Source organism: Azospirillum brasilense, from assembly GCF_008365405.1.
Lineage (GTDB): Bacteria > Pseudomonadota > Alphaproteobacteria > Azospirillales > Azospirillaceae > Azospirillum > Azospirillum brasilense_D.
Map to the genome: position 1 here is coordinate 18882 of NZ_QOKV01000018.1, position 23491 is coordinate 42372.

The window sequence follows — 23491 nt, forward strand, 5'->3', positions numbered from 1 at the left end:
ACGCCCCTCACGCCACACCGGCCCCCCAGCGCGCGACGAAGGGCGCCCATTCGCGGTCCACCCGCTCCCGCCCCTCGTCGGACAGGCGGTGGCGGTTCTTCGCGTAATTGCTCACCGCCCCCAGATACGCCTCGAACTTCGGCCGCGCCGCCGCGTAACCCGGCAACTCCAGCGTTTGGTACAGCCGCTCCACCTCCTCCAGCGGCGCGCGCTCAAAGCGCTCGAACGGCACCTCGGCGAAGCGGTTCGCCGGCAGGTCCGCCGTGTCGTCGAGCAGCGCCTGCATGATGCGTGGATAGTGGTCCAGCACAACCCGCTCGACGTCGATGTGCCCGTGCGGCTGGAGCGCCAGCCGCGCCAGCAGCGTCCGGTAGAAGCCCACCGTGGACACGAACACCGCCCGCGGGTCGCGGTGGATGTGGATGAAGCGCGCGTCGGGCCAGATCTCCCGCATCATGGCGACCCGCGCGCTGTAGACCGGGTTCTTCAGCAGGATGCAGCGCCCGCCCTGGGCGATCGACACCTTCTCCAGGAAATAGAGGAAGCGGCGCTTCCAGGCCTCCCGCTCCGCCGCCGTGCAACCGTCGAAATACAGGCCGCGCCGCAGGTTCTCGTCGAACCGTTCCGGAAAATAGAGGCCATGGTAGAAGGAGATCGGCGACATGTTCGCCAGCGCGATCTCGTCCTCCTGCGGGCTGTCGGCCTTGACCGGCACGTTGTCGATGTAGCGCCGCTCCGGCAGGGCGCGGGCGAGCAGCGGCCGCAGGACCGAGCCCAGCCCGAGCATGTCCCAGGGCAGGCCGACCGCGAAGGGGTCGATGATGCCGAATTGCGGGTCACGGCTCAGCACGTTGTAGAGGTGGGTGGTGCCGCTGCGCCAATGGCCGAGGATGAAAACCGGCGGCGGCAGTCCGGCGGTCTTCCGGCGCCGCGCCGCCACCCACCCGGCCTCCGCCAACGAGAAGGGCGCGCGCCCGAGGGCCGAGCCCAACGCCGCCAGCGCCGTCGGCCAGCCGCGCCCCCGCGGCCCGCCGTTGCGCGCCAGCACGGTCAGCAGGGTGATGGCGTCGCAGCCATACAGCGGATGGTCCGGGATCGGTGCCCAGCCGCTTGCCCTTTTCGCCGGTCCACCCATCCGGACACCTCCCTTCGACAGCATCGCGCAGGAGGATAGACCGGCCCGGACGCTGTTACATCCCACACGGACGGTTGAATCCGCCTGCCCCGAACGGGCAGATTTCCACGACCAATGCAGGAGCATGGGAACGCCGCGATGATTGGTTCTTTCTCACGCCGGACATGGATGCGCGCCGCGCTCGCGCTGGCCGTCCTGGCGGCCGGCCTGCTGCCGGTTCCCGCCGTGGCCCAGCAAGCCGGCACCACGCCGGGCGCCCGCGCCACGGTGGCCCGGCTGAACGAGGCCATCCTGTCCCTGATGCAAGGGGCGGCGGGACGGGAGCCGGCGCGGGCGCGGCTTCAGCGCTTCCTGCCGGTGATGCTGGACACCTTCGATCTGGAGGCCGCTCTGCGGGTCGCCGCCGCCCCCTATTTCGACCAGTCCGCCGAGCCGGAGAAGCGGCAGGCGCTGGACGCCTTCGCCCGGCGCAGCGCCGCCCAGTATGTCGACCGTTTCGACAGCTACGACGGCCAGCGGCTCGACATCGTCGGCGAGCGGCCGGCCCCGCGCGGGATGCTGCTGGTCGACACCGATCTGGTGCGCGCGGGCAAGGCGCCGGTGCGGCTGAGCTACCTGCTGCGTCCGGAAGGCGACCGCTGGCGCATCCTCGACGTGCTGGCGAAGGGCACGGTCAGCCAGCTCGCCACCCAGCGCTCGGAGTTCCAGAGCACGCTGCGCGGCGGCGGGCTGGCCGCCCTGACCCGTGACCTGAACAGCAACGCCGACCGCATCCTCGGCGGGGCGTAGGCGCATGGGCATCACCCTCGTCACCGGGGGCAGCGGCTTCATCGGCGGGCATCTGGTGGCGGCGCTGGCGGCGCGGGGCGAGCGGGTGCGCATCCTCGACCTTCAGGAGCCGCCGGACGGCCTGCCGCCGGGCGTGGAGTTCCGGCAAGGCTCCATCCTCGACGAGTCGGCGATGGCCGGCGCGCTGGAGGGGGTGGCGCGGGTCCATCACCTCGCCGCCGTCGCCACGCTGTGGGACCGTGACCCGACCGTCTTCGACCGGGTGAACCGGCAGGGCACGCGGGTGGTTCTTGACGCGGCGGCGCGGGCGCCGGGATTGCGGCGTTTCGTCCATTGCTCGACCGAGGCCGTGATGATCGGCCACCCGCCGCCCCGCCGGCTAGACGAGCGCGCCGATCCGGGGCTGGAGGCGCTGGCCGGCCCCTACTGCCGGTCCAAGTATCTGGCCGAGAAGGACGCGCTGGCCGCGGCGGCGCAAGGGCTGCCGGTGGTGGTGGTGAACCCGACGGCGCCCATCGGCCCCGGCGACCGGCTGCCCACCCCGCCGAACGCCATGCTGCGCCTGTTCCGGCGCGGCGGGCCGCGGCTGATCCTCGATTGCGTGCTGAACCTCGTGGACGTGCGCGACGTGGCGCAGGGGATGATCCTGGCGGCGGAGCGCGGGCGGTTGGGGGAGCGCTACATTCTGGGGGGAGAGGACATCGGGTTGGGCGATCTGGCGGGGCGGATCGACCGGCTGTGCGGCAGGGTGCCGCTTCGCCGCCATCCCGTGCCGCCGGCTTTGGCGTTGGCGGCCGCACGGGTGGAGGAATGGCTGTCGGACCATGTGACGCGCCGCCCACCCACCGCATCGGTGACGGGCGTCCGGCTGGCGCTGGGCGGTGCCGGCTTCGACAGCGGCAAGGCGATGCGGGAGCTGGGCTACACGGTCAGGCCGCTGGAGGCGAGTTTGAGGGCGGCGTTGGAATAGCGGCTTGCCCCCACCCTTCCCACGGCTTCGCCGCGGGCCCCTAACCCTCCCCCGCTGCGCAGGAGAGGGAGATTGTTCCCTCCCCTGCGCAGCGGGGGAGGGTTAGGGAGGGGGCTCGTGAGGTGGAATTACGGTCAGTCCTCGTGGCAACAACCCCCTCCACCCTCCTCCAGATCCCGCAGGATCGGGCAATCCGGCCGCTCGTCGCCGTGGCAGGCGTGCGCCAGATGCGTCAGCGTGTCGCTCATCGCGCGCAGCTCGGCGATCTTGGCCTCCAGCTCCGCCACATGGTCGAGCGCCACGCGCTTCACCTCGGCGCTGGAACGGCTGCGGTCCTGCCACAGCCCGACCAGGATCTGGATGCGCTCGATGCTGAAGCCCAGCGTCCGCGCCCGCTTGACGAAACGCAGGACATTCACGTCGCTGGACGAATAGACGCGGTAGCCCGCCGCCGTCCGCCCGGCCTCGGGGATCAGGCCGATGGACTCGTAGTAGCGGATCAGCTTGGCGTTGACGCCGGACGCCTTCGCCGCGTCGCCGATGGTCATGCCGCCGGCGTTCATGGCTTCCACCCCCGCAGCGACAGGGCGTTCAGGACGACGCTGACCGAACTCAGCGCCATCGCCGCCCCGGCCAGCACCGGGCTGAGCAGGCCCGACGCCGCCAGCGGGATGCCGACCAGATTGTAGATGAAGGCCCAGAACAGTCCCTGGCGGATCTTGGAATAGGTGCGGCGCGACACGTCGATGGAACCGGCGACCAGGGCCGGATCGCCTCGCATCAGCGTGACCCCGGCGGTGTGCATCGCCACGTCGGTGCCGGTCGCCATGGCGATGCCGACGTCGGCGGCGGCCAGCGCCGGGGCGTCGTTGATGCCGTCGCCGACCATGCCCACCACCTTGCCCTCCGCCTTCAGCGTCGCCACTACGTCGGCCTTGCCATCCGGCAGCACCTCGGCGAAGACGCGGTCGATGCCCAGGTCGGCGGCCACCGCGCGGGCGGCGCCGGCACCGTCGCCGGTGACCATCACCGTCTCCACCCCCTGCGCCTTCAGGGAGCGGACGGCGACGCGGGCGCTCTCCTTCACCGTGTCGCCGAAGGCGACGAGGCCCAGACCGCGCCGCTCCGGCGCCGTTTCGGCCAGCCAGGACACAGTGCGCCCCGCAGCTTCCAGCGCCGCCGCCCGCGACTCCAGGCCTGCGTCGGACAGGCCGCTTTCCGTGATCAGCCGCCTGCTGCCCAGCAGAAGGGCGCGGCCCTCCACCGTCGCCGACACGCCGCGCCCGGCCAGCGCCTTGAAGCCCTCCGGAGTCGTGGCCGCTATACCCTGTTCCGCCGCACGGTCGCGGACGGCGCGGGCCAGCGGGTGCTCGCTGCCGGACTGGAGCGCCGCGGCCAGCCGCAGCAACTCCGCGTCGTCGAAGCCATCCGCGGGCACCAGATCGGTGACACGGGGCTTGCCCTCGGTCAGCGTGCCGGTCTTGTCGAAGGCCACGGCGGTGATGGCGTGGGCGCGCTCCAGCGCCTCCGCGTCCTTGATCAGGATGCCGTGACGCGCCGCCGCCCCGGTGCCGACCATGATGGCGGTCGGCGTGGCGAGGCCCAGCGCGCAGGGGCAGGCGATGACCAGGACCGACACCGCCGTGATGATCGCCGTCTCCGCGTTCCCGGTGCCGATCCACCAGCCGGCCAGCGTCACCACGGCGATGCCCAGCACCACCGGCACGAAGACCGCCGCCACCCTGTCGACCAGCCGCTGGATCGGCGCCTTGGACGCCTGGGCGCCCTCGACCATGCGGACGATTTTGGCGAGCATCGTCTCGGCGCCCACCGCCACCGTCTCGACCAGCAGCAGCCCGTCCACGTTGATCGAGCCGCCGGTGACGCGGGAGCCCGGCGCCTTCTCCACCGGCAGGCTCTCGCCGGTCAGCATGGATTCGTCCACGCTGCCCGTCCCCTCCACCACGCGTCCGTCCACGGGGATGCGCTCACCGGGGCGGACCGCCACACGGTCGCCGACGCGCACCTGGGCGATGGGCAGTTCCGTCTCGACGCCGTCGCGGCGGACGCGGGCGGTGTCGGGGCGAAGCTGCATTAGCGCGCGGATCGCCGCCGCCGTCCGGCCCTTGGCGCGGGCCTCCAGCCACTTGCCGAGCAGCACGAAGGTGATCAGCACCGCCGACGCCTCGAAATAGAGGTGCGGCGTGTGGCCCGGATGCGCCGTCAGCATCATGTAGACGCTGAGCCCCCAGGCCGCCGAGGTGCCGAGCGCCACCAGCAGGTCCATGTTGCCGGACCCGGCGCGCGCCGCCATGAAACCGGCCCGGTAGAAGCGCCAGCCCAGCCAGAACTGCACCGGCGTCGCCAGCAGGAACTGCGCCCAGGGCGGCAGCATCAGATTCAACCCCAGCAGGTCCCCCGCCATGCCGAGAACCAGCGGCGCCGACAGGGCGGCGGCGATCAGCACATGGTGGAGGTCCCGGCGGTCGCGCTCCCGCGCCGGGTCCTCAGCCGCCGCTACGGACTCGGCCTCGGCGACGGGGGCGGCGGTGAAGCCGGTCATCTCGACGGCCTCGGCCAGCCGGCCAGCGTCCACCGTCCCGGCATAGGCGGTGACGTGTGCCCGCTCCGTCGCCAAGTTGACGGCGGCGGATTCCACCCCCGGCACGCGCAGCAGCGCCTTTTCGACGCGGGCGACGCAGGAGGCGCAGGTCATTCCTCCAACCGTCAGGTCGAACGCCTGCCTCTGCGGTTCGAAGCCGACGTTTTCGATGGCCTCCGCCACCGCCCGCGGATCGGGATCGCCCGCGAAGGCGACCCGCGCCCGCTCGGTGGCGAGGTTGACCGACACATTGGTGACGCCCGGCAGACGCGACAGCGCCTTTTCCACCCGCCCCACGCAGGAGGCGCAGGTCATGCCGGAAATGCCGATGTCGAGGTCGGTGGTGGCGGACATGATCGTCCTTTCTTCGTCGTCAACCGGCACCCTCCGATAAGGCTTCCAATGACTGGAAGATCAAGGGCGCCTATTGCACCAGCCTTGGCTGTCATCCCCTCTCCCGCCCCGGGAGAGGGTGCCCGCGAAGCGGGCTCTCGCGCTGGCTGAAAGCCAGCGCTGACGCGGCAGGCGGACCTTCGGTCCGCCGAGAGCGGGGTGAGGGTCGTTCGAGGATCGAGGCGCTGGCCCTTTGCCGATACCCTCATCCTTCCCACGCCTTCCCTCTCCCGGGACGGGAGAGGGGAATTGGAGCTTCCATCACGCGGCCGGAAGCCCTTCGGCTTCAAAACCAGCCTTGTCCAGGGCCGTCCGCAAGGCGTCGGCGCTGGGAGTCCCGCTGACGCGGACGTCCTTCGAGTCCAAGTCGATCTGCACATCCTCGACCCCGGCGACGGCGCCGAGCGCGCGGCGGACGGAGGTGGCACAACCGCCGCAGGTCATGCCGGGAACCTTGAACGCAACCATGACGAACTCCTTCCCAGAAGGTGGTGTTGCCGTCAGCTTCGGCCTTCCAACGATTGGAAGGTCAAGAGGAAATTCGCTGCTTCCCATCACTGCCCCATCACTGCCCCATCACTGCCCCCATCACTGCCGTGGTACCGCCGGAACCAACCGCTCCGCTCGCGCATTCATGGGCCATGGACATCACCCGCCAGCGCAGCTTTCTCCATGACGAAGCTCAATTCGCCCGCGCTTTGGCCCGCGCGTCGGCGGGGGCGATCATCTTCGCCCTGCCCTTGCTGATGACCATGGAGATGTGGGAGTTGGGCTTCTACATGGACCGCCTCCGGCTGGCCCTGTTCATTCTGGTGACCCTGCCGGTGCTGTTCGGCCTGTCCTATTTCGCCGGGTTCGAGGAAACCTTCTGCTGGCAGGACGACCTGATCGACGCGCTGTCGGCCTTCGCCGTCGGCTTCCTGATGTCGGCGGTGCTGCTGACCGTCTTCGCCATCGTGCGTCTGGACCAGCCGTTGCCGGAGATCATCGGCAAGATCGCGCTCCAGTCCGTGCCGGCCAGCATCGGCGCCATGCTGGCGCGCAAGCAGCTCGGCCAGCGGGACGACGCCGACAAAGAGCGGCGCATCCGCTCCAGCTATCCGGGGGAACTGTTCCTGATGGGGGCGGGCGCGCTGTTCGTCGGCTTCAACGTCGCCCCGACCGAGGAGATGATCCTGATCTCCTACAAGATGTCGCCCTGGCACGCGGTGGCGCTGGCGGTGCTGTCGCTGGGGCTGCTGCACATCTTCGTCTACACGGTCGGCTTCGCCGGGCAGGAGAGCGCCGGGGACGACGGGTTCCTGTCCGTCTTCCTGCGCTTCTCGGTCGCCGGCTACGGCATCGCCCTGCTCATCAGCCTCTATCTGCTGTGGACCTTCGAGCGGATCGCCGGGCTGTCGATGATGGAGCTGGTGACCGCCACGGTGGTTCTGGGCTTCCCCAGCGCGCTGGGCGCCGCCACCGCCCGCCTGATCGTGTGACGGGAGGGACACCGATGGCCGACATCCGGGAAAACGACATCGAATCCAGGGACGAGGACGGCAGCGCGTCGGTGTCGCGGCTGGCCTGGATCTCGTCGGGGCTGGGGCTCTTGCTGTTCCTGGGGTCGGTCGGGGTGCTGGGTTATGAGGGCATCACCCGCGGCAACGGCCCCCCGGTGATCACTGCCATGGTGGAGGAGGTGGTTCCCGCCGGCCCGCGCTGGCTCGCCCACATCCGGGTCACCAACGACGGCGGCAAGACCGGCGCGAAGGTCCAGGTGGAGGGTCAGTTGATGGCAGGCGACGAGGCGCTCGAAACCGTGGCGGCCGAGTTCGACTATGTGCCCGCCGGCTCCGAACAGAAGGGCGGGCTGTTCTTCGACCGCGACCCGCGGGCGCACGCGCTGCGGCTGCGCGTGCTGGGCTACGTGGAGCCCTGAACCAAGCGGGCCCCGGCCTGTTGTCCTGGAACCGGAAACAGAGGACACCGACCCCGCGATGACCCGCCTGACCATCGACGAGGCGCAGCAGCGCATCCGCCTTTTCCTGACCGGCGACATGGTGGAAGCGCTGCGCGCCGTGGACTATGAATCGCCGCCGCTGGCCGACCGGCCGTCCGGCCTGACGCTGGAGGCGGCACGGCGGGCCGCGGTGCGCTTCAGCCACGTCGAGGGGGCGTCCGACTGCCTGTACCGCGTGGACGCCTTCGAGGAATCGCTGGTGATGCGGCTGCAATTGAACGTCCGCCGCTTCGTGGCGATCTATCAGGTGCCGGTCGCTGATCCGGTGGCCAGCGCCACCATCTCCCCGCATTTCGAGCGTTGGGCCATCGGCGCCGGCCACGCCGGCTGGACCATCGGCTGGCGCGACGGCGCCGACCCCTGGCAGCCCGACCGCCGCGTGGTGGAGACCTACTGCTACGCCATGCTGCCGGAGGACTTCCTCGACAACCCGCTGGAGCAGCTCTACTGGCGGACGGATCTCGTGCAGATGACCCGCGCCTTCATGCTGGAGGCCCGCCGCATGGGCATCCGCCTCGCTGCACCGCAGGGGATGTGAAGATTCCCGAGATACCCTCTCCCGCCCCGGGAGAGGGAGGGACCCGCCGCGCGAGCGGCGGGAGGGGGAGGGTACCGCCGAGAATTAGTGCATCAATCCTCGCACGACCCTCACCCGGCTCTCAGCGGATGCCATTGGCATCCGCCTGACGCCGTCAGCGCTGGCCTTCGGCCAGTGCGAGAGGCCCTCCGGGCCACCCTCTCCCGGGGCGGGAGAGGGGTTCATGCCTCACGCCAGATCGAACAGCAGGACCTCGGCGCTGACCACGCCATCCAGCGTCAGGGATTCCTCCTTGCTGATCGCGGCGCCGTCACCTTCCTTCAGGACCGTGCCGTTCAGCCGGACCTGACCGCGGGCGACCTGCACCCAGGCGTGGCGGCCCGGACGCAGCTCGTGGGTCACGCTGTCGCCCTCGTCCAGAAGCGTGACGTAGAGGTCCACGTCCTGGTGGATGGTCACGCTGCCGTCGCGCCCGTCCTGGGAGCCGACGAGCCGCAGGCGGCCCTGCTTCTCTTCCCGCTCGAAGGCCTTCTGCTCATAGCCGGGGACCATCCCCTCCTCGTTGGGCAGGATCCAGATCTGCAGGAAGTGCGCCGGGTCCTTCTTCGACGCGTTGTACTCGCTGTGCCGGATGCCCGACCCCGCGCTCATCCGCTGCACCTCGCCGGGGCGGATGACCGAGCTGGTGCCCAGCGTGTCCTTGTGCTCCAGCGCGCCGTCCAGGACGTAGGACACGATCTCCATGTCGGCGTGCCCATGGGTGGGAAAGCCGGCGCCGGGGATCACGCGGTCGTCGTTGATGACGCGCAGCGCGCGGAAGCCCATATGGGCCGGGTCGTAGTAATGGCCGAACGAGAAGCTGTGCTTGCTGTTCAGCCAGCCCATGTTGACGGCACCCCGTTCGTCGCGGTTGCGGATCGTGATCATCTCTGCTCCTCCTCGTCTTGTGCGAGGCCCTGTGGCCCCTCGTCTGGAGAGGAATGTGCTCCCGTTTCCGCGAAACAACAATTGCCGGAGTTGCGGCTTATCTGTTCCATGAGACGCAACAAACAGCTATGATGCCGGCTCCCCTCAACCAGCGTCGCCGACCGCCATCATGCCCGCCATCATACCCGATGTTTCGCCCCTCCTCCTCGCCATGGACCTGACCGGGATCTTCATCTTCGGTCTGACGGGAGGGACGCTGGCCGTGCGGCACCGTCTGGACATCTTCGGCGTGATGGTGCTGGCGCTGGTGACGGCGCTGGCCGGCGGCGTGCTGCGCGACCTGCTGATCGGGGCGATCCCGCCGGCCACCATGCAGGACGAACGGTACCTGATCACGGCGCTGGCCTCGGGCCTGTTCGCCTTCTTCTTCCACCCCTTCATCAACCGGCTGGTCAAGCCGGTGATGGTGCTGGACGCGGCCGGACTGGGCATCTTCGCGGTGGCCGGCTGCGGCAAGGCGCTGGCCTATGGGCTGGGCCCGCTGCCCGCGGTCCTGCTGGGCGTGCTGACCGCCTGCGGCGGCGGGCTGGTGCGCGACGTGCTGGTGGCCGAGGTGCCGCGCGTGCTGCGCGAGGAGATCTACGCGGTGGCCGCCCTGCTGGGTGCGGCGATCGTCATCGCCGGGGCCATGCTGGACCTGCCGAAGGCGCCGGTCGCCATCGCCGGGGCGGCGGCGGCCTTCCTGCTGCGGGTGGTCAGCGTGCTGCGCGGCTGGAGCGCGCCGCGCGCGCCCGGTTCGTAATATTCGCGGTGAACAACCTCAGGCTTCGGCTGTTGAAACGCGCATGAGCACATCCGTGACCGACAACCCGGCCATGAGCCGGTTCGAACTGGACGTGAACGGCCAGACGGTCTTCGCGACCTACCGCCGCCGCGGCTCCATCCTGCACATCCCCTATGTGGAGGCGCCGCCGTCCCTGCGCGGCACCGGGGCCGCCGGGCGGCTGCTGGAGGGGGTGATGGCCATCGCCCGCGCCGAGGGGCTGACCATCGTCCCGATCTGCGGCTACGCCGCCAACTGGATGCACCGCCACCGCGAGCATCACGACCTGCTGGCGCGTTGACCCCCGTCAGAGTCCCAAATAAGCCTGCTTCACCGCGGGGTCTGCCAGCAATTCCTCGCCCGTGCCGGCCAGCACGACGCGCCCGTTCTCCAGCACATAGGCGCGTTGTGCCAACTTCAGCGAGGCGGCGACGTTCTGCTCCACCAGGATGATCGTCATGCCCTCGGCGGCCAGCGCGCGGATGGTGCGGAACAGCTCCTGCACCATGGTCGGGGACAGGCCGAGCGACGGCTCGTCGAACATGATCAGGTCGGGCTTGCCCATCAGGCAGCGCCCGATGGCCAGCATCTGCTGCTCGCCGCCCGACAGGGTGCCGGCGGCCTGCTCCAGCCGCTCGTTCAGGCGGGGGAAGAGGGTCAGCACGCGTTCGAACGTGTCCTTCGCCCCGGCGCGGGCGCGCGGGATGACGGCGCCCATCTCCAGATTCTCGCGGATGCTGAGCGTCGGGAAGATCTGCCGCCCTTCCGCCACCTGCCCGATGCCAAGGTCGCAGACGACGTGGCTGGGCAGTCCGGCGATGTCCTTGCCGCGGAAGCGGATGATGCCGCGGGCCGGCTTCAGGATGCCGGAGATGGTGCGGATCAGCGAGGTCTTGCCGGCCCCGTTGGCGCCGACGATGGCGGTCGTCGTGCCCTCCGCCACCGCGATGGACACGCCGTCGAGCGCCTGGGCGTCGCCGTAGAAGAGGTCGAGGTCGGATACGGTCAGCATGGCGTCTTGCGTCGTGGCGGCCTGGGGAGAAGGGCCGCCACCTTAGCGCAGGCGCCGCCGGAACCGAACGGCTTTTACTTCAGGAAGAACAGGACGCTCATCGCCAAGCCCACGGCGATGATCCCCGCGCGCAGGATGCGCGAGGGGACCTTGCGCCCGACCCGCGCCCCGACATAGCCGCCGGCCACCGCCGCCACGGTCATCAGCGCGGCGTAGGACCACTCCACCGCCCCGCCGACCGCGTAGGCGGCGACCGCGATGGCCGTCAGCACGGCGGAGAACAGGTTCTTCAGCGCGTTCATGGCGTTCAGGTTGGTCATCCCGAACAGGCTCAGCTGGGCCAGCAGCAGGATGCCGAGGCCGCCGTTGAAATAGCCGCCATAGACCGACACAACGAACAGCGTGGCGAGCATCGCCCCCGTTCCGTGCAGCCCCACCGCCCGCAGCTGGGCCGCCAGCATGCCGCCGAAGGCGAACAGCGCGGTGGCGACCAGCAGCAGCCAGGGCACGATGCTGCGGAACACCGAATCCGGGGTCACCAGCAGCAGTGCCGCCCCGATCAGCCCGCCGGTCAGGCTGACCACCGACAGCGTGACCAGCCCGACCCCGCCCACCGGCTCCAGGTCGTGGCGGTAGCCGTAGACGCCGCTGGCGTAGCCGGGCAGCAGCGCCACCGTGCCGGTGGCGTTCGCCGCCACCGGCGGAACCCCGGCGTAGATCAGAGCGGGAAGAGTGAGGAAGCTGCCGCCACCGGCGACCGCGTTCATCGCCCCGGCCAGGAAGGCCGCGGCGAGCAGGAGCAGGGATGTCGTCACCATCGTTCGGGTCGTTGTCTTTTCTTGTTGTTTTTCGTCCCTCTCCCGCCTCGGGAGAGGGTGGCGCCGAAGGCGCCTTTCGCGCTGGCTGAAAGCCAGCGCTGACGGCGACAGGCGGATGCCCATGGCATCCGCTGAGAGCCGGGTGAGGGTCACACGAGGATCAATACCGTATTCTCGGCCGTACCCTCACCCTCCCGCCGCTGTGCGGCGGGTCCCTCCCTCTCCCGGGACGGGAGAGGGGTTTGGAACGTTACCCCCGCCCCCTCAACTCACGGCGAATGATCTTGCCCGTGGTCGTCATCGGCAGGCTGTCCACGAACTCCACGGCACGCGGGTATTCGTGGGCGGCCAGCCGCGTCTTCACATGGGCCTGGATCTCCGCCGCCAGTGCGTCGCTGGGGCGCACGCCGTCCTGGAGGACGATGAAGGCTTTCACGATCTCGGTGCGCAAGGGGTCGGGCACGCCGACCACGGCGGCCATGCGGACGGCGGGGTGGCCGATCAGGCAGTCCTCGATCTCGCCGGGACCGATGCGGTAGCCCGCCGAGGTGATGACGTCGTCGTCCCGCCCGACGAAGCGGATGTAGCCGTCCGCGTCCAGCTCGCCCTGGTCGCCGGTGACCAACCAGTCGCCGATGAACTTCGCGGCGGTGGCCTCCGGGTTGTTCCAGTATTGCAGGAACATCACCGGGTCCGGGCGGTGCACAGCGATCAGGCCGATCTCACCGGGAGGAAGGCGGTCGCCCCGACCGTCGATCACCGCCACGTCGTGGCCGGGCGCCGGGCGGCCCATAACGCCGGGCTTGGGCGGCATGACCATGGCGCAGGAGGACACGATCATGTTGCACTCGGTCTGGCCATAGAACTCGTTGATGGTCAGCCCGAAGGTCTGGCGGCCCCAGTCGAGAAGCTCCGCCCCCAAGGTCTCGCCGCCGCTGGCGACGGAGCGCATGCTGTAGGTCCAGCGCGTCTGCGGGTCCTTGACCGCGCGCATCATCTTCAGCGCGGTCGGCGGCAGGAAGGCGTTGCGCACCTGGAAATCGGCGATCAGGCGGAAGGCCTCCTCGGCGTCGAACTTCTCGAAGCGGTGGGAGACCACGGTCACGCCATGGTGCCAGGCGGGCATCAGCACGTCGAGCAGGCCGCCGATCCACGCCCAGTCCGCCGGGGTCCAGATGCGGTCGCCCGGCTGGGGGAACAGGTCGTGGGAAATCTCCACCCCCGGCAGATGGCCGAGCAGCACCCGGTGCGCGTGCAGCGCGCCCTTGGGCTGGCCGGTGGTGCCGGACGTGTAGATGATCACCGCCGGGTCGTCCGCCGCCGTGTCCACCGGGGTGAAGTCCTCCGACGCCGCATCGACCAGCGCGTGCCAGTCCAACTCGCCCTCCCCGGCCTCGTCGATGCGCAGAACGAGTTTCAGTTCGGGCAGGCGGTCGCGGATTTGGGCGATCTTGGCCGCGCCCACGGCGTCGGTCACCACCGCCCGCGCCCCGCAGTTGCCGAGCCGGTATTCCAGCGCCTCCACCCCGAACAGCGAGAAGAGGGGGACGGCGACACCGCCCATCTTGTAGACGGCGACGTGGCTGACCGCGGTCTCCGGCGCCTGGGGCAGCAGGATGCCCACCCGGTCGCCGCGCGCCACCCCATGGGCGGCCAGCGCGTTGGCGAGGCGGTTCGACAGGCGGCGGATGTCGGCGAAGCTGTAGGTCTCCACCGCGCCGTCGCGGCGCTTGTGGATGAGGGCGGTGCGCTCAGGATCGCACGCCGCCCACTTGTCGCAGACGTCCACGCCGATGTTGTAACGCTCCGGCACCGACCAGACGAAACGGTCGCGCAGGCCCTCGTAGCTGTCCGCTTCCGGCAGCATGCTTTTCCTCCCGACAGGTTCTTGCCGGCCGCTTGACCGCGGCCATTTGGTTTCATCATAGGGGCAACGGCGGCGGTCCGTCACGCGGACGGAATAGTTTGCGGGGCTGCCATGTTCATCGACACAGGGTTCATGAACACAGGTTCCGTTCCGTGGGGTTCGAGATGAAGGCCAAGGGGATCGTTGCGGTTGTTCTGTCCGTGGGCCTGCTGGCCGGCTGCGCCAGCCCCTATGGCTATGGCCCCGGTTACGGCGCCTATGGGAGCGGCTACGCCCCCGGCTATGGCAACAAGGCGACGGCGGGGACGCTGCTCGGCGGCGTGGCCGGCGGCCTCGCCGGGTCGCGCTTCGGCGGCGGCACGGGCAAGCTGGTGGCGGTCGGCATCGGCACGCTGCTCGGCGCCGCGCTTGGCAACGCCGCGGGCCAGTCGATGGACCGCGCCGACCTGATGTACGCGCAGCAGGCGGCGGGACAGGCCTACATGGCGCCGACCGGTGCGACCGTGCAGTGGAACAACCCGCAGACCGGCAACTGGGGGAGCTACACCCCGACCCGCGACGGCACCGGCCCTTATGGCGAGTTGTGCCGGGAGTTCCAGACCAGCATCGTGGTCGGCGGGCAGCTTCAGCAGGGCTACGGCACCGCCTGCCGCCAAGCGGACGGAAGCTGGCGCATGGTGAGCTGAGGCGGCCCCTTCGACCATGCGCCTTCAACCAAGCGGGGAAATGCTCTAGACAGTCGGGCATGGCGACGATCAAGGACGTGCTGGCCGCGGCGCTGGCCCACCATCAGGCCGGCCGGCTGGCGCAGGCCGCCGCCGGCTATCAGGCCGTCCTCGACACGCTGCCCGACCATCCCGACGCGCTGCACCTGCTGGGCGTCGTCTACCTCCAGGCCGGACAACCGGCGGAGGCCGAGCCGCGCATCCGCGCCGCCATCCGCGCCGATGCGACCGTCGCCGACTATCACGACAACCTCGGCAGCGCCCTGCGCGCCCTGGACCGGGCCGCGGAGGCGGCGGAAGCCCACCGCGCGGCAATCCACCGGCGCCCGGCCTTCGCGCAGGCCCACTACAACCTCGGCAACGCACTCGACACGCTGGGCCGGCTGGAGGAGGCCGCGGACGCCTACCGGCAGGCCGCCGCGCTGCGCCCCGGCTACGCGCGGGCGCGCTTCAACCTCGGCAACACGCTGACGGCGCTCGGCCGGCCGGACGAAGCGGACGATGCCTTCCGCGCCGCCCTGGCCGACGATCCCGGATTTGGGGAGGCGCACGCCAACCGCGCCTCGCTGATGTTGCAACGCGGCCGGGCGGTGGAAGCGCAGGGAGCCTTGCACCGCGCCCTGGCGCTGCGCCCCGACCACGCCACGGCGCTCGCCAACCTGTCCGCCGCCTTGCTGGCCATCGACGCCCCCGCCGACGCCGAGCGGGCGGCCCGCCGCGCCGAATCCGCGCGCCCGGACTTCGCGGCGGCCGCGCTGCGCCGGGGCGACGCGCTGCAAAAGCGCAACCGTCTGGCCGGGGCCGGCCGCGCCTACGCCCGTGCCGCCGCCCTGTGCCCCGACTTGGCGGAGGCCTACGCGAACCTCGCGCTGGTGCGCCAGACGCAGGGCGACCTGGACGGCGCGGCGGCCGGCTACCGCCGCGCGCTGGCATTGCGGCCTGATCTTGCGGAGGTACGCTCCAACCTCGCCTATCTGGAGCTGTTCCGGCCCGGCGTGACGCTGGCCCGCGTGCTGGAGGCGCACCGCGGCTGGGACGCCGTGCACGGCGCGCCGTTGCGGTCCGAGTGGGCGCCGCACGCGCCAATGGTACGAGACGACGCCCGTCCGCTGCGCGTCGGCATCCTGTCCGGCGACTTCCGCCGCCACCCGGCGGGCCAGTTCGCCGTACGGGCGGTGGAGGCACTGCCGGAGTTCGGCGTCGAGCTGACCCTTTACGCCAACCAGATGGAGGCGGACGACCTCACCGACCGCTTCCGCGCCGCCACGGCGCGCTGGGTGCCGGTCGCCGACCGGACCGACGCTGAACTTGCAACATTGATCCGGAACGACCGGTTGGACGCGCTGATCGACCTCGCCGGGCACAACGCCCGTGGGCGGTTGGGCGTCTTCGCGCGCAAGCCGGCACCGGTGCAGGTCGCTTGGTCCGGCTACATGGCGACCACCGGGCTCGCCGCCATGGACGCGCTGGTCGCTGACGCCCATCACGTGCCGGAGGGGGCGGAGCGCTTCTACAGCGAGCGCATCCTGCGCATGCCCGGCGCCTTCATCGCCTACGACCCGCCGCCGGACGCGCCGGAGCCCGGCCCGCCGCCCTGCCTGACCGGCCAACCGGTCACCTTCGGCGTCTTCAACATCCTGACCAAGCTGACCGACGAGGTCCTCGCCACCTGGGCCGCCCTGCTCGCCCGTATCCCCGAGTCGCGCCTGCTGCTGAAGACCAAGGCGCTGTCCTGCCCCGAAACCGCCGCCCAATGGCGCGGACGGCTGGCCGCGGCGGGCATCGCGCCGGAGCGGCTGATCCTGGCCGGGGCGACCGCCAGCCGCGAGCATATGGGCTGGTGCGCCCGCGTCGACGTGGCGCTGGACCCCTTCCCCTTCGCCGGCAGCACGACGACGCTGGAGACGCTGTGGATGGGCGTACCGGTCGTCACCCTGCCCGGCGAGACCTTCTCCAGCCGCCACTCCCTGGCTTTCCTGAGCGTGGCGGGAGTCGAAGGCTGCGTCGCCCGCGACCCGGCGGACTATGTGGACCTCGCCGCCGGCTGGGCGGCCAACACGGATCGGTTGGCGACGCTGCGCCGGACCCTGCGCACGCGCATGACGGCCGGGCCGCTTTGCGACGGGCGGAGCCTGGCCGAGGCGTTGGCGACGTCACTGCGGGATTTGACGAGAGGCGGCTAGCCTTTCCGGATAGGACAGCCCCAAATCCAAAATTAGGGGTTGTTTGGACACTAATTTTTCGTCACATGTTGTATATCAGATTCATCAAGGGTCGTGACGCCCAGGGGGTCCTGGATGCTGAACCTTTCGGCTGTCCGCACGGCCATCGAGGACGTGGAGCAAGCCATCGCCGCGATGCTGGCACCGGAAGCGCTGACCGCCAAGACGGTCGCCGCCAACCGGCGGGCTCTGGCGCGCCTCTACACCGCCTATGCCCAGGGCGTTCTCAAGCGGCACGGCATCGCCGTGGATCTTGACGACATCTGCGGGCAATGCTGCCGGGACTGCCCGGATGGACGCTGCGCCCGGCTTCCCTGTTGACTCACTTTTCCCCGATGAAGCGGACCCAGGGGAAGTCCAGAACGTCGAACCAGCGCACCCGCAGGCTTTCCTCCTGCCGCTGCAGTGCATCGAGCACCGCGAAGGGCGCTGCCTGATCCAGCATCCAGAAGCCGCGCCTCTCCCGCAAAAAGGCCCCGATGTAGGCCGCGGTCAGCGCCAGAAACGCCCGCCCCCGCGGGGTCGGCTGGAACGCCGCGAAGCAGACGGTGATCTCGCGTGTCGGGCCGCGCCAGCGGGCATCGCGCAGCAGCCCGGTGTCGGCCCTCTCCAGCGATGCCGCCAGCGTATCCAGGCTCCCGGCCAGCGTGCAATCGGCGTCCAGATGCAGCAGGGGCCGCCCCCAGCGCGTCATGAGCTGGTGCCAGCGCAGGAAGCGGATGCAGGCGTAGTAGGTGGTGCGGCGATGGTCGTCCCAGCCCGTGAAGTCCACCTCTTCCCGGCTGGTGCCCAGCGGCAGGCGCTCCCGCCGCCGGGCGAGGTCGGCCAGGGTCTCCGGCGAGGGGTTCACCACATGGACATGGACCGCCACGCTCCCTGCTTGCGCCTCCACCGAGTCGAGCAGACCCGTGGCGAAGCGCCGGTAATAGCCGTCGTCGCAGGACACCGCCAGCAGCGGTCCGCTCCCCGCCGGCGGCTCGGCCAGCAGTTCCAGCGGGGGGAAGGCGCCGAGCAGGGTATCGGCGTCGGGGAGGCCGTCCAGCGCCCACCGCCCGGCCCGCACCATCGACCACAGGCGCAGCTCGAAATCCGCCGTCACCTCCGCCGCCGTGAAGCGCCGGGCGATGCGCCGCATGAAGCGACTGGCGAGATCCGTCCGCCCCCGACGGTAGAAGCGGTAGGCGACCACGGCCGCCGCCCGCGTGTCGCGTGGGTTCCGGCGCAGGACCGTCAGGGCGGTGCGGGCGGCGCGGTCCAGCAGCCATGGCGGCGCCTGCCCGGCCTGGACGAGCGCCAGCGCCGCCCCGAGCAGCGCGTCCGCCGCCGCCCCGTGCTGCGGGTCGGCGGCCAGGGCGTAAGCCAGGGCGCCGACGGCGCGCTCCACCAATTCCGGGTCGAGGCGCCGGGCGTGCGACAGCGGACGGTCCAGCCCGGCGTCGGCCAGCGCGCTCACCGCGGCGTTGTGCAGCGCGTCGGGATGGGCGGGCGCCAGGGCCACCGCCTGCCGGCGCAGCCGTGCCGCGTCCTTCGGCCGGCCCAGCGCGGACAGGGCGTTGGCACAGTTGATGCGGGCCTCAGCGAAGTCCGGGCGCCGGGCCAGCGCCTGGGCGAAGGCCGCCGCGGCACCCGCCGCGTCCCCGCGCTCCAGCCGCAAGGAGCCCAGCGTGAAGGCGGCCTGGACATCCGTGGGGTCGAGCGCCGCCGTGCGGGCGAAGGCGCGCGCCGCTTCGTCGGGCTGCCCCGCCGCGCGCAGGGTCCGCGCCAGATTGCCGAGGAAATCGGCGTCGCCGGGCAGCAGCGCCACGGCGCGGCGCAGCAGCGGCAGGGCCGCGCCCGGGCGACCGCTCTGGCTTTCCAGGACGCCCAGCAGGTGAAGCGCGTCGGGATGGCCCGGCTGGCTGCGCAGGATGCTATGATAAAGGGGCCGGGCCGCGTCCAGCCGGCCCGCCTGATGGTGGCCGACCGCGGCGGCCAGGGCATCCCGAAGTGTCACCATGACGCCTGTCTACACGCGCCGCCGGGCTGGAGTCCATGCGGTGCAGCGGTTCGGGGGCGTCGCCCGTTGTTTAAGGAGAGACCATGGCCGACCGGCCGCTCGTCAGCGTCATCACACCAAGCTGGGGACGGGAGGACGTCCTGCCGCTGTGCCATGCCCGCGTCCTGTCGCAGACCGTCCCCGACATCGAATGGCTGGTGTTCGACGACAGCCCGCGCCCGTCCGCCTATCTCCAGCCGCTCGCCGGACCGCGGCTGAAGTATTTCTATGCGCCGCGCCGCCACGCCATCGGGGAGAAGCGCAACATCCTGGCCGAGCACGCGCGCGGCGAGATCATCGTCCATTTCGACGACGACGACTTCTACGCGCCCCACTATGTGGAGCGGCTGCTCGGCTGGTTGGAGGCGGGCCACGACGCGGTCACCCTGTCCGGCTGGTTCCTGCATAGCGCGGTGCACGGCACCTTCGGCTATTGGGACACGGCGCGCGGCGGCTCTCATCACCGTTGGGGCCGGACGACCCGCAGCTATGTGGAAGCGCCGGAGACACCGCCCTCCGACGACAACCGGCTGGGCTACGGCTTCTCCTACGCCTACCGGCGGTCGGTGTGGGAGGCGGTGCGCTTCCCGCCGGTCAACGCCTGCGAGGACGCACCCTTCATGAAGAGCGCGCAGGAGCGCTTTCGCGTCGCCGCTCTCCCGGACACCGAGGGGCTGGTGCTGCACACCCTGCACGCCCGCAGCACCAGCCTGTGCCTGCCGCAGTACGAATTGCCGCCCCTGCTGCTGGAGCGCCTGTTCGGACCGGAAATCGCGGCTTACACGGCGGGTGGCGTGGGTCAGACTTGAACGTCGAGATACATGCCGCGGCGGTAATTGCGCGGCAGTGTCAGAATGCCGTTAACCAGCAGGCTGGCCAGTTCGCGGACGCTGGGGATGCGCTGGCGCCCGCCGCCGACCTGCTCCGCCCGGTTGCGGACGCCGACCGCGCCGGGCGACGCGACTCGCCCGCCCCCGACCTCGGAGCGGATCGGTTCGTTGGAGCGGTCACCGGTGCGTCGCGTTTCAACCATGCTGAATGTCTACAGCAAATGCCGCCCCATCGACAAGGTGGCGCCGGAACGGTCCAATCATTGTCGCGCGGCGTTCCATACACCCTCTCCCGCCTCGGGAGAGGGAAGGGGCCCGCGCGAAGCGTGGGAAGGGTGAGGGTACCGCCAAGGATCGGTGGTTTGATCCTAGCACGACCCTCACCCGGCGCCTTCGGCGCCACCCTCTCCCGGGACGGGAGAGGGAATGAGCGCTGGACGCCCTGCTGTTCCCCCCACCCCATCGCTTGACAAACTGTTATATCAGCGGTAACCGATACGTCTCTAAACCTTACGGTTTGGATGGGATTAGGTGGTTCGGGGCGTCGGAGGGAAGTCCATAACAATAAGCGCCCCGACCCGCCTTCTCCCCTTCACCTCAACCACGCGGTCAGCGCCGTCAGCGCACTCAGCACCAGCACGTAGAGCGCCAGATCGAACAGCGGCGGGTGCCAGACCCAGCCGTAGAATCCCACCGCGCGCAAGCCCCGCCGCAGCAGGCCCGAGACGAACCAGGCCGCGATGGCCAGGATCAGCAGCGGGGGGATGAACAGCCCGTAGATGTCGATTTCGCCGATCATGCGGTCACCGGCTCGCGGAGCGATTCGCTGGAGGGGTCGGGGGCGGCGAAGGTCAGGTGCGGGAACAGCGCGCGGCGCAGGCCGGCCAGCGCGATCACCGCCCGGTCGCGCTCCGCCGACCGCGGCTCGGCCGACAGGTTGGACAGGGCCGCGTCCATCATCGGCAGGACCTCCGCCGGGGGCGTGCCGAGCCGGCGGCTGGACAGGCCGCGGAAATGCTGCCCCACGGCGCCCAGCAGCCGCGCCACATGGGGCGCCGCCGGGCCGCCCAGCGCGCGGCGGGCGCGCTGCAGTTCCGCCACGTTCAGCCCGACGCGCAGGTCGTTCACCGCGTCCGCCGCCGCCAGATCCTGCTGCGGACCGGCCAGCGCCAGACGGGAGGACAGCAGCCCGACGCGGTCGAGCATCCGGTTCTCGAAGCTGCCCACCGGAATGCCGGAACGGGCGGCGGTCATCGCCGCGATCTCGCTCCAGCCGGCGCGAAGCAGGCGCCGGGCGCTCCACGCCGCGCCGACCGAGCGGCAAAGCTGGGTGACCAGAAGCGCCGTGGCGATGCCCACCACCTGCGCGACGGTGCTGTTCAGGAAGGAGGCGAAATCCCCCGTCCCGAGGTCGAGCAGGCTGAGCGAGCCGACCACCCCCATCAGCAGCGCCATCGCCTTGCCCATGGTCGCCGGCCGCGCCACGAAGACGCCCAGCGTCAGGAAGGTCGGGGCGAGGCCCAGCACCAGCATGGGGAAGCTGTCGAAGGACGGCAGGATGACCAGCAGGTAGAAGGCGGCCAGCGGCACCGACAGCAGGGTGAAGACCAGGAACAGCCGGATGCCCGGTGCCGGATCGTCCAGCGAAGCGAAGAAGCAGCAGAAGACCGCCGTCATCATCGCCGCCGCCGATCCCGACGACCAGCCGGTGCCGATCCAGAAGGCGCAGACCACCGCGATCCCGAGCAGCGCCGCGAAGCCCGACCACAGCGCCATGCCGGCATCGAGATGAAAGACGTCGCGCGAGCGGCGGCGGGTCAGCGGGTCGAGACGCTCCGGCAGGCTGCTCTTACCGTCGCGGATGTGCGCCCGCAGGTCGCGGCAGTCCTGATGGATGTCCACCAGCGAGCGCAGCCGGGTCAGCAGGTTGAGAAGCGTCGCCTCCTTCCAGCCGGTGCCCTCGCCGATGGCCGGGGACAGCCGGGCGATCTCCGCGCGCAGACGGTCGGCCCCACCCTCAACCGATTCGCCGGCCACCCAGCGATCCAGATCGGCCAGCAGCGTCGAAACCTCGGCGGGCAGCTCGCCGCGCAGAACGTCCAGCCGATCCTCGATGCCGGCGGTCAGCGGCAGCAGATAGGCCATGCGGTCCTGCATCGCCCGCACCGCCCGCGTCATCCAGCGCACCTCCGACGTGTCGTAGGGCAGATGGGTCGCCATGACGCGCAGCTCGGTGATGTCGCGGGCCAGCTTCTGCCGGTCTCCGCCGGATTCGGCTTTGCCGGACAGGGCCTCGCGTGTCCAGCGCTCCGCGTCGCGCAGCGTGGCGTCCAGACGGCCGAGCAGCGCCGGCCCGACGCTCTGCGGGAAGACCACGCTGTGCACCACGGTGGCGCAGAGGATGCCGATCAGGATCTCCTCGACGCGGGCCAGACCGGTGTCGAAGATGGTCGAGGGGTCGGTCACCGCGGGAAAGCCGATCAGGCCGATGGTGTAGCCGGCCAGCATGAACAGATAGCTGCGCGGCGTGCGGTCGAGCAGCGAGATGAACAGGCAGACCGCCACCCACAGCCCCAGCGCCAGGGTCAGCAGCTCCGGCGAGTCGGCGAGCGCCGGCACCAGGGCGATGGCCCCGGCGCAGCCCAGCACCGTCCCGGCGACGCGGAAGACCGCCTTCGACCGCACCGCGCCCGACAGCGGGCCGGAGACGATGTAGGCGGTCGCCATCGCCCAGAAGGGCCGCGGCAACCCCATGGAGAAGGCGATGTAGAGCGCCGCCATGGCCGCCGCGAAGGCCTTGACCGAGAACAGCGCCTCGCTCAGCGAGAACAGCTTGAAAGCAGGAGTCTTCATTGCCCGGCCACCCGCTTGGCGGGCGCTCCCTGCTCCGTCTCCGGCACCACCTCGACGGTCACGGTGCGCCCGGCGACGAGGTCGCGGGGGTCGGGGATCTGCTCCAGCGCGACGCGCACGGGGATGCGCTGGGCCAGACGGACCCAGTTGAAGGTCGGGTTGACGTTGGGCAGCAGGCCGGTGCCTTCGGTGCGGTCACGGTCGACGATGGCGTGGGTCACGCTGTCCACCCGGCCGGTCAGCCGCTCCGACTCGCCCATGATGGTGACGCGGACCGGATCGCCGACGCGGATGCGCGGCAGCTTGGTCTCTTCGAAATAGCCGACGACGTAGAAGGAATGGCGGTCGATCACCGCGACCACCGGCTGGCCCGCCGTCACATAGTTGCCAGCCTTGAGCTGGAGGTTGGTGACGAAGCCGTCCACCGTCGCCCGGACCTCCGTCCGCTCCAGGTTGAAGCGGGCGAGGTCGAGCGCCGCCTCCATCTGGCGGGCGGCGGCGGCGGCCTTCGCCTGGGCGGCAGCGACCTCCTGCCGCTGGGCGGTGGAGACGACGTTGTTGCCGAGCTGCGCGTAGCGGTCGGCCTCGGCCTTGCGGAAGGACAGCTCGGCACGGGCGCTTTCCAGGTTGGCGTCGGCCTGATCGACGGCGAGGCGGTAGCGGCTGGGGTCCACGACGAACAGGACGTCGCCCTTGCGGACCACCTGGTTGTCGGTGACCCGCACCTCGGTCACCAGCCCGGCAACGTCGGAGGACACCTGTACCACGTCGGCCCGCACCCGCCCATCGCGGGTCCAGGGCTGGTTCATGTAGTAATCCCACAGCCACCAGCCGCCGCCGACGGCGCCCAGCGTGACGGCGAGCGTGACCGTGATCCGAATGAGGAGGGAGAAGAGTTTCACCGTGGTTCGTCCTTGCGCTCCACCGGCGCGGCCGGGAGCGATCGTTCG

Annotated in this window: 24 protein-coding genes; 11 read left to right on the forward strand and 13 right to left on the reverse strand. The window is 70.6% G+C overall.

Annotated elements, in window-relative coordinates; translation table 11 throughout:
• Positions 1-7: 7 nt before the first annotated feature.
• Positions 8-1135, reverse strand: a complete 1128-nt coding sequence (locus DS837_RS23125) for a sulfotransferase family protein (protein ID WP_149166889.1) — start codon at positions 1133-1135, stop codon at positions 8-10.
• Between the two features lie 168 nt (positions 1136-1303).
• Between DS837_RS23125 and DS837_RS23130 the strand changes: the two genes are divergently transcribed.
• Together DS837_RS23130 and DS837_RS23135 are read left to right on the forward strand one after the other, a co-directional pair.
• Positions 1304-1924 (forward strand): ABC transporter substrate-binding protein, encoded by a 621-nt coding sequence (locus tag DS837_RS23130; RefSeq protein WP_149166890.1) that lies wholly within the window; start codon positions 1304-1306, stop codon positions 1922-1924.
• A gap of 4 nt (positions 1925-1928) precedes the next feature.
• Positions 1929-2894 (forward strand): NAD-dependent epimerase/dehydratase family protein, encoded by a 966-nt coding sequence (locus tag DS837_RS23135; protein ID WP_149166891.1) that lies wholly within the window; start codon positions 1929-1931, stop codon positions 2892-2894.
• A 134-nt stretch (positions 2895-3028) separates the two neighbouring features.
• Here the strand turns inward: DS837_RS23135 and cueR are convergent, their stop codons facing one another.
• From cueR to DS837_RS23150, 3 genes are all read right to left on the reverse strand, one after another.
• Entirely contained in the window at positions 3029-3457 is a 429-nt protein-coding gene (cueR, locus tag DS837_RS23140) for a Cu(I)-responsive transcriptional regulator (protein ID WP_149166892.1), read from the reverse strand.
• Positions 3454-5850, reverse strand: a complete 2397-nt coding sequence (locus DS837_RS23145; protein WP_149166893.1) for a heavy metal translocating P-type ATPase — start codon at positions 5848-5850, stop codon at positions 3454-3456. The genes cueR and DS837_RS23145 overlap by 4 nt, the downstream gene beginning before the upstream one ends.
• Before the next feature lie 300 nt (positions 5851-6150).
• Positions 6151-6357, reverse strand: coding sequence for a heavy-metal-associated domain-containing protein (locus tag DS837_RS23150; protein WP_149166894.1), 207 nt, complete (start codon positions 6355-6357; stop codon positions 6151-6153).
• Between the two features lie 173 nt (positions 6358-6530).
• On the opposite strand from DS837_RS23150, the gene DS837_RS23155 reads away from it, so the two are divergent.
• The 3 genes from DS837_RS23155 to DS837_RS23165 are packed head-to-tail and all read left to right on the forward strand — an operon-like array spanning position 6531 to position 8429.
• Positions 6531-7370 carry a TIGR02587 family membrane protein gene (locus tag DS837_RS23155; RefSeq protein WP_149166895.1) on the forward strand — a complete coding sequence of 280 codons (840 nt, stop codon included), beginning with the start codon at positions 6531-6533 and terminating at the stop codon, positions 7368-7370.
• Between the two features lie 14 nt (positions 7371-7384).
• Complete coding sequence (locus DS837_RS23160; protein WP_149166896.1) at positions 7385-7810, forward strand: hypothetical protein; 426 nt, start codon at positions 7385-7387, stop codon at positions 7808-7810.
• Positions 7811-7868: 58 nt separating this feature from the next.
• Positions 7869-8429, forward strand: coding sequence for a hypothetical protein (locus DS837_RS23165; RefSeq protein ID WP_149166897.1), 561 nt, complete (start codon positions 7869-7871; stop codon positions 8427-8429).
• A 228-nt stretch (positions 8430-8657) separates the two neighbouring features.
• Here DS837_RS23165 and DS837_RS23170 read toward each other — a convergent pair whose 3' ends face one another.
• Positions 8658-9356 (reverse strand): pirin family protein, encoded by a 699-nt coding sequence (locus tag DS837_RS23170; RefSeq protein WP_149166898.1) that lies wholly within the window; start codon positions 9354-9356, stop codon positions 8658-8660.
• A gap of 169 nt (positions 9357-9525) precedes the next feature.
• Between DS837_RS23170 and DS837_RS23175 the strand changes: the two genes are divergently transcribed.
• Both DS837_RS23175 and DS837_RS23180 read left to right on the forward strand, forming a co-directional pair.
• Positions 9526-10158: a trimeric intracellular cation channel family protein gene (locus tag DS837_RS23175; RefSeq protein WP_035678407.1), complete on the forward strand. Its 633-nt coding sequence runs from the start codon at positions 9526-9528 to the stop codon at positions 10156-10158.
• Positions 10159-10201: 43 nt separating this feature from the next.
• Entirely contained in the window at positions 10202-10480 is a 279-nt protein-coding gene (locus DS837_RS23180; RefSeq protein WP_149166899.1) for a GNAT family N-acetyltransferase, read from the forward strand.
• A 6-nt stretch (positions 10481-10486) separates the two neighbouring features.
• Here DS837_RS23180 and DS837_RS23185 read toward each other — a convergent pair whose 3' ends face one another.
• The 3 genes from DS837_RS23185 to DS837_RS23195 all read right to left on the reverse strand — a co-directional run bounded on the left by DS837_RS23185 (position 10487) and on the right by DS837_RS23195 (position 13876).
• A complete protein-coding gene (locus DS837_RS23185) occupies positions 10487-11191 on the reverse strand; it encodes an ABC transporter ATP-binding protein (protein WP_145629512.1) in 705 nt (234 codons plus the stop codon).
• A gap of 74 nt (positions 11192-11265) precedes the next feature.
• Positions 11266-12009, reverse strand: a complete 744-nt coding sequence (locus DS837_RS23190) for a sulfite exporter TauE/SafE family protein (RefSeq protein ID WP_149166900.1) — start codon at positions 12007-12009, stop codon at positions 11266-11268.
• A 250-nt stretch (positions 12010-12259) separates the two neighbouring features.
• A complete protein-coding gene (locus DS837_RS23195) occupies positions 12260-13876 on the reverse strand; it encodes an acyl-CoA synthetase (protein ID WP_149166901.1) in 1617 nt (538 codons plus the stop codon).
• Positions 13877-14028: 152 nt separating this feature from the next.
• Here DS837_RS23195 and DS837_RS23200 point away from each other — a divergent pair, with 152 nt between their 5' ends.
• From DS837_RS23200 to DS837_RS23210, 3 genes are all read left to right on the forward strand, one after another.
• Positions 14029-14562, forward strand: coding sequence for an RT0821/Lpp0805 family surface protein (locus tag DS837_RS23200; protein ID WP_149166902.1), 534 nt, complete (start codon positions 14029-14031; stop codon positions 14560-14562).
• Positions 14563-14621: 59 nt separating this feature from the next.
• A complete protein-coding gene (locus DS837_RS23205) occupies positions 14622-16784 on the forward strand; it encodes an O-linked N-acetylglucosamine transferase family protein (protein WP_149166903.1) in 2163 nt (720 codons plus the stop codon).
• A 114-nt stretch (positions 16785-16898) separates the two neighbouring features.
• Entirely contained in the window at positions 16899-17144 is a 246-nt protein-coding gene (locus DS837_RS23210; protein ID WP_149166904.1) for a hypothetical protein, read from the forward strand.
• A gap of 1 nt (position 17145) precedes the next feature.
• Here the strand turns inward: DS837_RS23210 and DS837_RS23215 are convergent, their stop codons facing one another.
• The gene (locus DS837_RS23215; RefSeq protein WP_149166905.1) at positions 17146-18819 is read right to left on the reverse strand and encodes a tetratricopeptide repeat protein; all 1674 of its coding nucleotides are present in this window, start codon (positions 18817-18819) and stop codon (positions 17146-17148) included.
• 83 nt (positions 18820-18902) lie between these two features.
• Between DS837_RS23215 and DS837_RS23220 the strand changes: the two genes are divergently transcribed.
• Entirely contained in the window at positions 18903-19667 is a 765-nt protein-coding gene (locus DS837_RS23220; protein ID WP_149166906.1) for a glycosyltransferase family 2 protein, read from the forward strand.
• Here the strand turns inward: DS837_RS23220 and DS837_RS23225 are convergent.
• The 4 genes from DS837_RS23225 to DS837_RS23245 all read right to left on the reverse strand — a co-directional run bounded on the left by DS837_RS23225 (position 19658) and on the right by DS837_RS23245 (position 23443).
• Positions 19658-19891, reverse strand: coding sequence for a hypothetical protein (locus DS837_RS23225; protein ID WP_035678364.1), 234 nt, complete (start codon positions 19889-19891; stop codon positions 19658-19660). The genes DS837_RS23220 and DS837_RS23225 overlap by 10 nt on opposite strands.
• Positions 19892-20280: 389 nt before the next feature.
• On the reverse strand, positions 20281-20487 hold the full coding sequence (locus DS837_RS23235; protein ID WP_014198238.1) for a DUF1656 domain-containing protein: 207 nt from the start codon (positions 20485-20487) through the stop codon (positions 20281-20283).
• Positions 20484-22541, reverse strand: coding sequence for an FUSC family protein (locus DS837_RS23240; protein ID WP_149166908.1), 2058 nt, complete (start codon positions 22539-22541; stop codon positions 20484-20486). Before DS837_RS23240 ends, DS837_RS23235 begins: the two co-directional genes overlap by 4 nt.
• On the reverse strand, positions 22538-23443 hold the full coding sequence (locus DS837_RS23245; RefSeq protein ID WP_149166909.1) for an efflux RND transporter periplasmic adaptor subunit: 906 nt from the start codon (positions 23441-23443) through the stop codon (positions 22538-22540). The genes DS837_RS23240 and DS837_RS23245 overlap by 4 nt, the downstream gene beginning before the upstream one ends.
• Positions 23444-23491 lie beyond the last annotated feature (48 nt).

Bases quoted from the DNA above. Each gene is read 5' to 3' on its own strand.
- DS837_RS23125 (WP_149166889.1), bottom strand. From the start codon at position 1,135: ATGGGTGGACCGGCGAAAAGGGCAAGCGGCTGGGCACCGATCCCGGAC.
- DS837_RS23130 (WP_149166890.1), top strand. From the start codon at position 1,304: ATGCGCGCCGCGCTCGCGCTGGCCGTCCTGGCGGCCGGCCTGCTGCCG.
- DS837_RS23135 (WP_149166891.1), top strand. From the start codon at position 1,929: ATGGGCATCACCCTCGTCACCGGGGGCAGCGGCTTCATCGGCGGGCAT.
- cueR (WP_149166892.1), bottom strand. From the start codon at position 3,457: ATGAACGCCGGCGGCATGACCATCGGCGACGCGGCGAAGGCGTCCGGC.
- DS837_RS23145 (WP_149166893.1), bottom strand. From the start codon at position 5,850: ATGTCCGCCACCACCGACCTCGACATCGGCATTTCCGGCATGACCTGC.
- DS837_RS23150 (WP_149166894.1), bottom strand. From the start codon at position 6,357: ATGGTTGCGTTCAAGGTTCCCGGCATGACCTGCGGCGGTTGTGCCACC.
- DS837_RS23155 (WP_149166895.1), top strand. From the start codon at position 6,531: ATGGACATCACCCGCCAGCGCAGCTTTCTCCATGACGAAGCTCAATTC.
- DS837_RS23160 (WP_149166896.1), top strand. From the start codon at position 7,385: ATGGCCGACATCCGGGAAAACGACATCGAATCCAGGGACGAGGACGGC.
- DS837_RS23165 (WP_149166897.1), top strand. From the start codon at position 7,869: ATGACCCGCCTGACCATCGACGAGGCGCAGCAGCGCATCCGCCTTTTC.
- DS837_RS23170 (WP_149166898.1), bottom strand. From the start codon at position 9,356: ATGATCACGATCCGCAACCGCGACGAACGGGGTGCCGTCAACATGGGC.
- DS837_RS23175 (WP_035678407.1), top strand. From the start codon at position 9,526: ATGCCCGCCATCATACCCGATGTTTCGCCCCTCCTCCTCGCCATGGAC.
- DS837_RS23180 (WP_149166899.1), top strand. From the start codon at position 10,202: ATGAGCACATCCGTGACCGACAACCCGGCCATGAGCCGGTTCGAACTG.
- DS837_RS23185 (WP_145629512.1), bottom strand. From the start codon at position 11,191: ATGCTGACCGTATCCGACCTCGACCTCTTCTACGGCGACGCCCAGGCG.
- DS837_RS23190 (WP_149166900.1), bottom strand. From the start codon at position 12,009: ATGGTGACGACATCCCTGCTCCTGCTCGCCGCGGCCTTCCTGGCCGGG.
- DS837_RS23195 (WP_149166901.1), bottom strand. From the start codon at position 13,876: ATGCTGCCGGAAGCGGACAGCTACGAGGGCCTGCGCGACCGTTTCGTC.
- DS837_RS23205 (WP_149166903.1), top strand. From the start codon at position 14,622: ATGGCGACGATCAAGGACGTGCTGGCCGCGGCGCTGGCCCACCATCAG.
- DS837_RS23210 (WP_149166904.1), top strand. From the start codon at position 16,899: ATGCTGAACCTTTCGGCTGTCCGCACGGCCATCGAGGACGTGGAGCAA.
- DS837_RS23215 (WP_149166905.1), bottom strand. From the start codon at position 18,819: ATGGTGACACTTCGGGATGCCCTGGCCGCCGCGGTCGGCCACCATCAG.
- DS837_RS23220 (WP_149166906.1), top strand. From the start codon at position 18,903: ATGGCCGACCGGCCGCTCGTCAGCGTCATCACACCAAGCTGGGGACGG.
- DS837_RS23225 (WP_035678364.1), bottom strand. From the start codon at position 19,891: ATGGTTGAAACGCGACGCACCGGTGACCGCTCCAACGAACCGATCCGC.
- DS837_RS23235 (WP_014198238.1), bottom strand. From the start codon at position 20,487: ATGATCGGCGAAATCGACATCTACGGGCTGTTCATCCCCCCGCTGCTG.
- DS837_RS23240 (WP_149166908.1), bottom strand. From the start codon at position 22,541: ATGAAGACTCCTGCTTTCAAGCTGTTCTCGCTGAGCGAGGCGCTGTTC.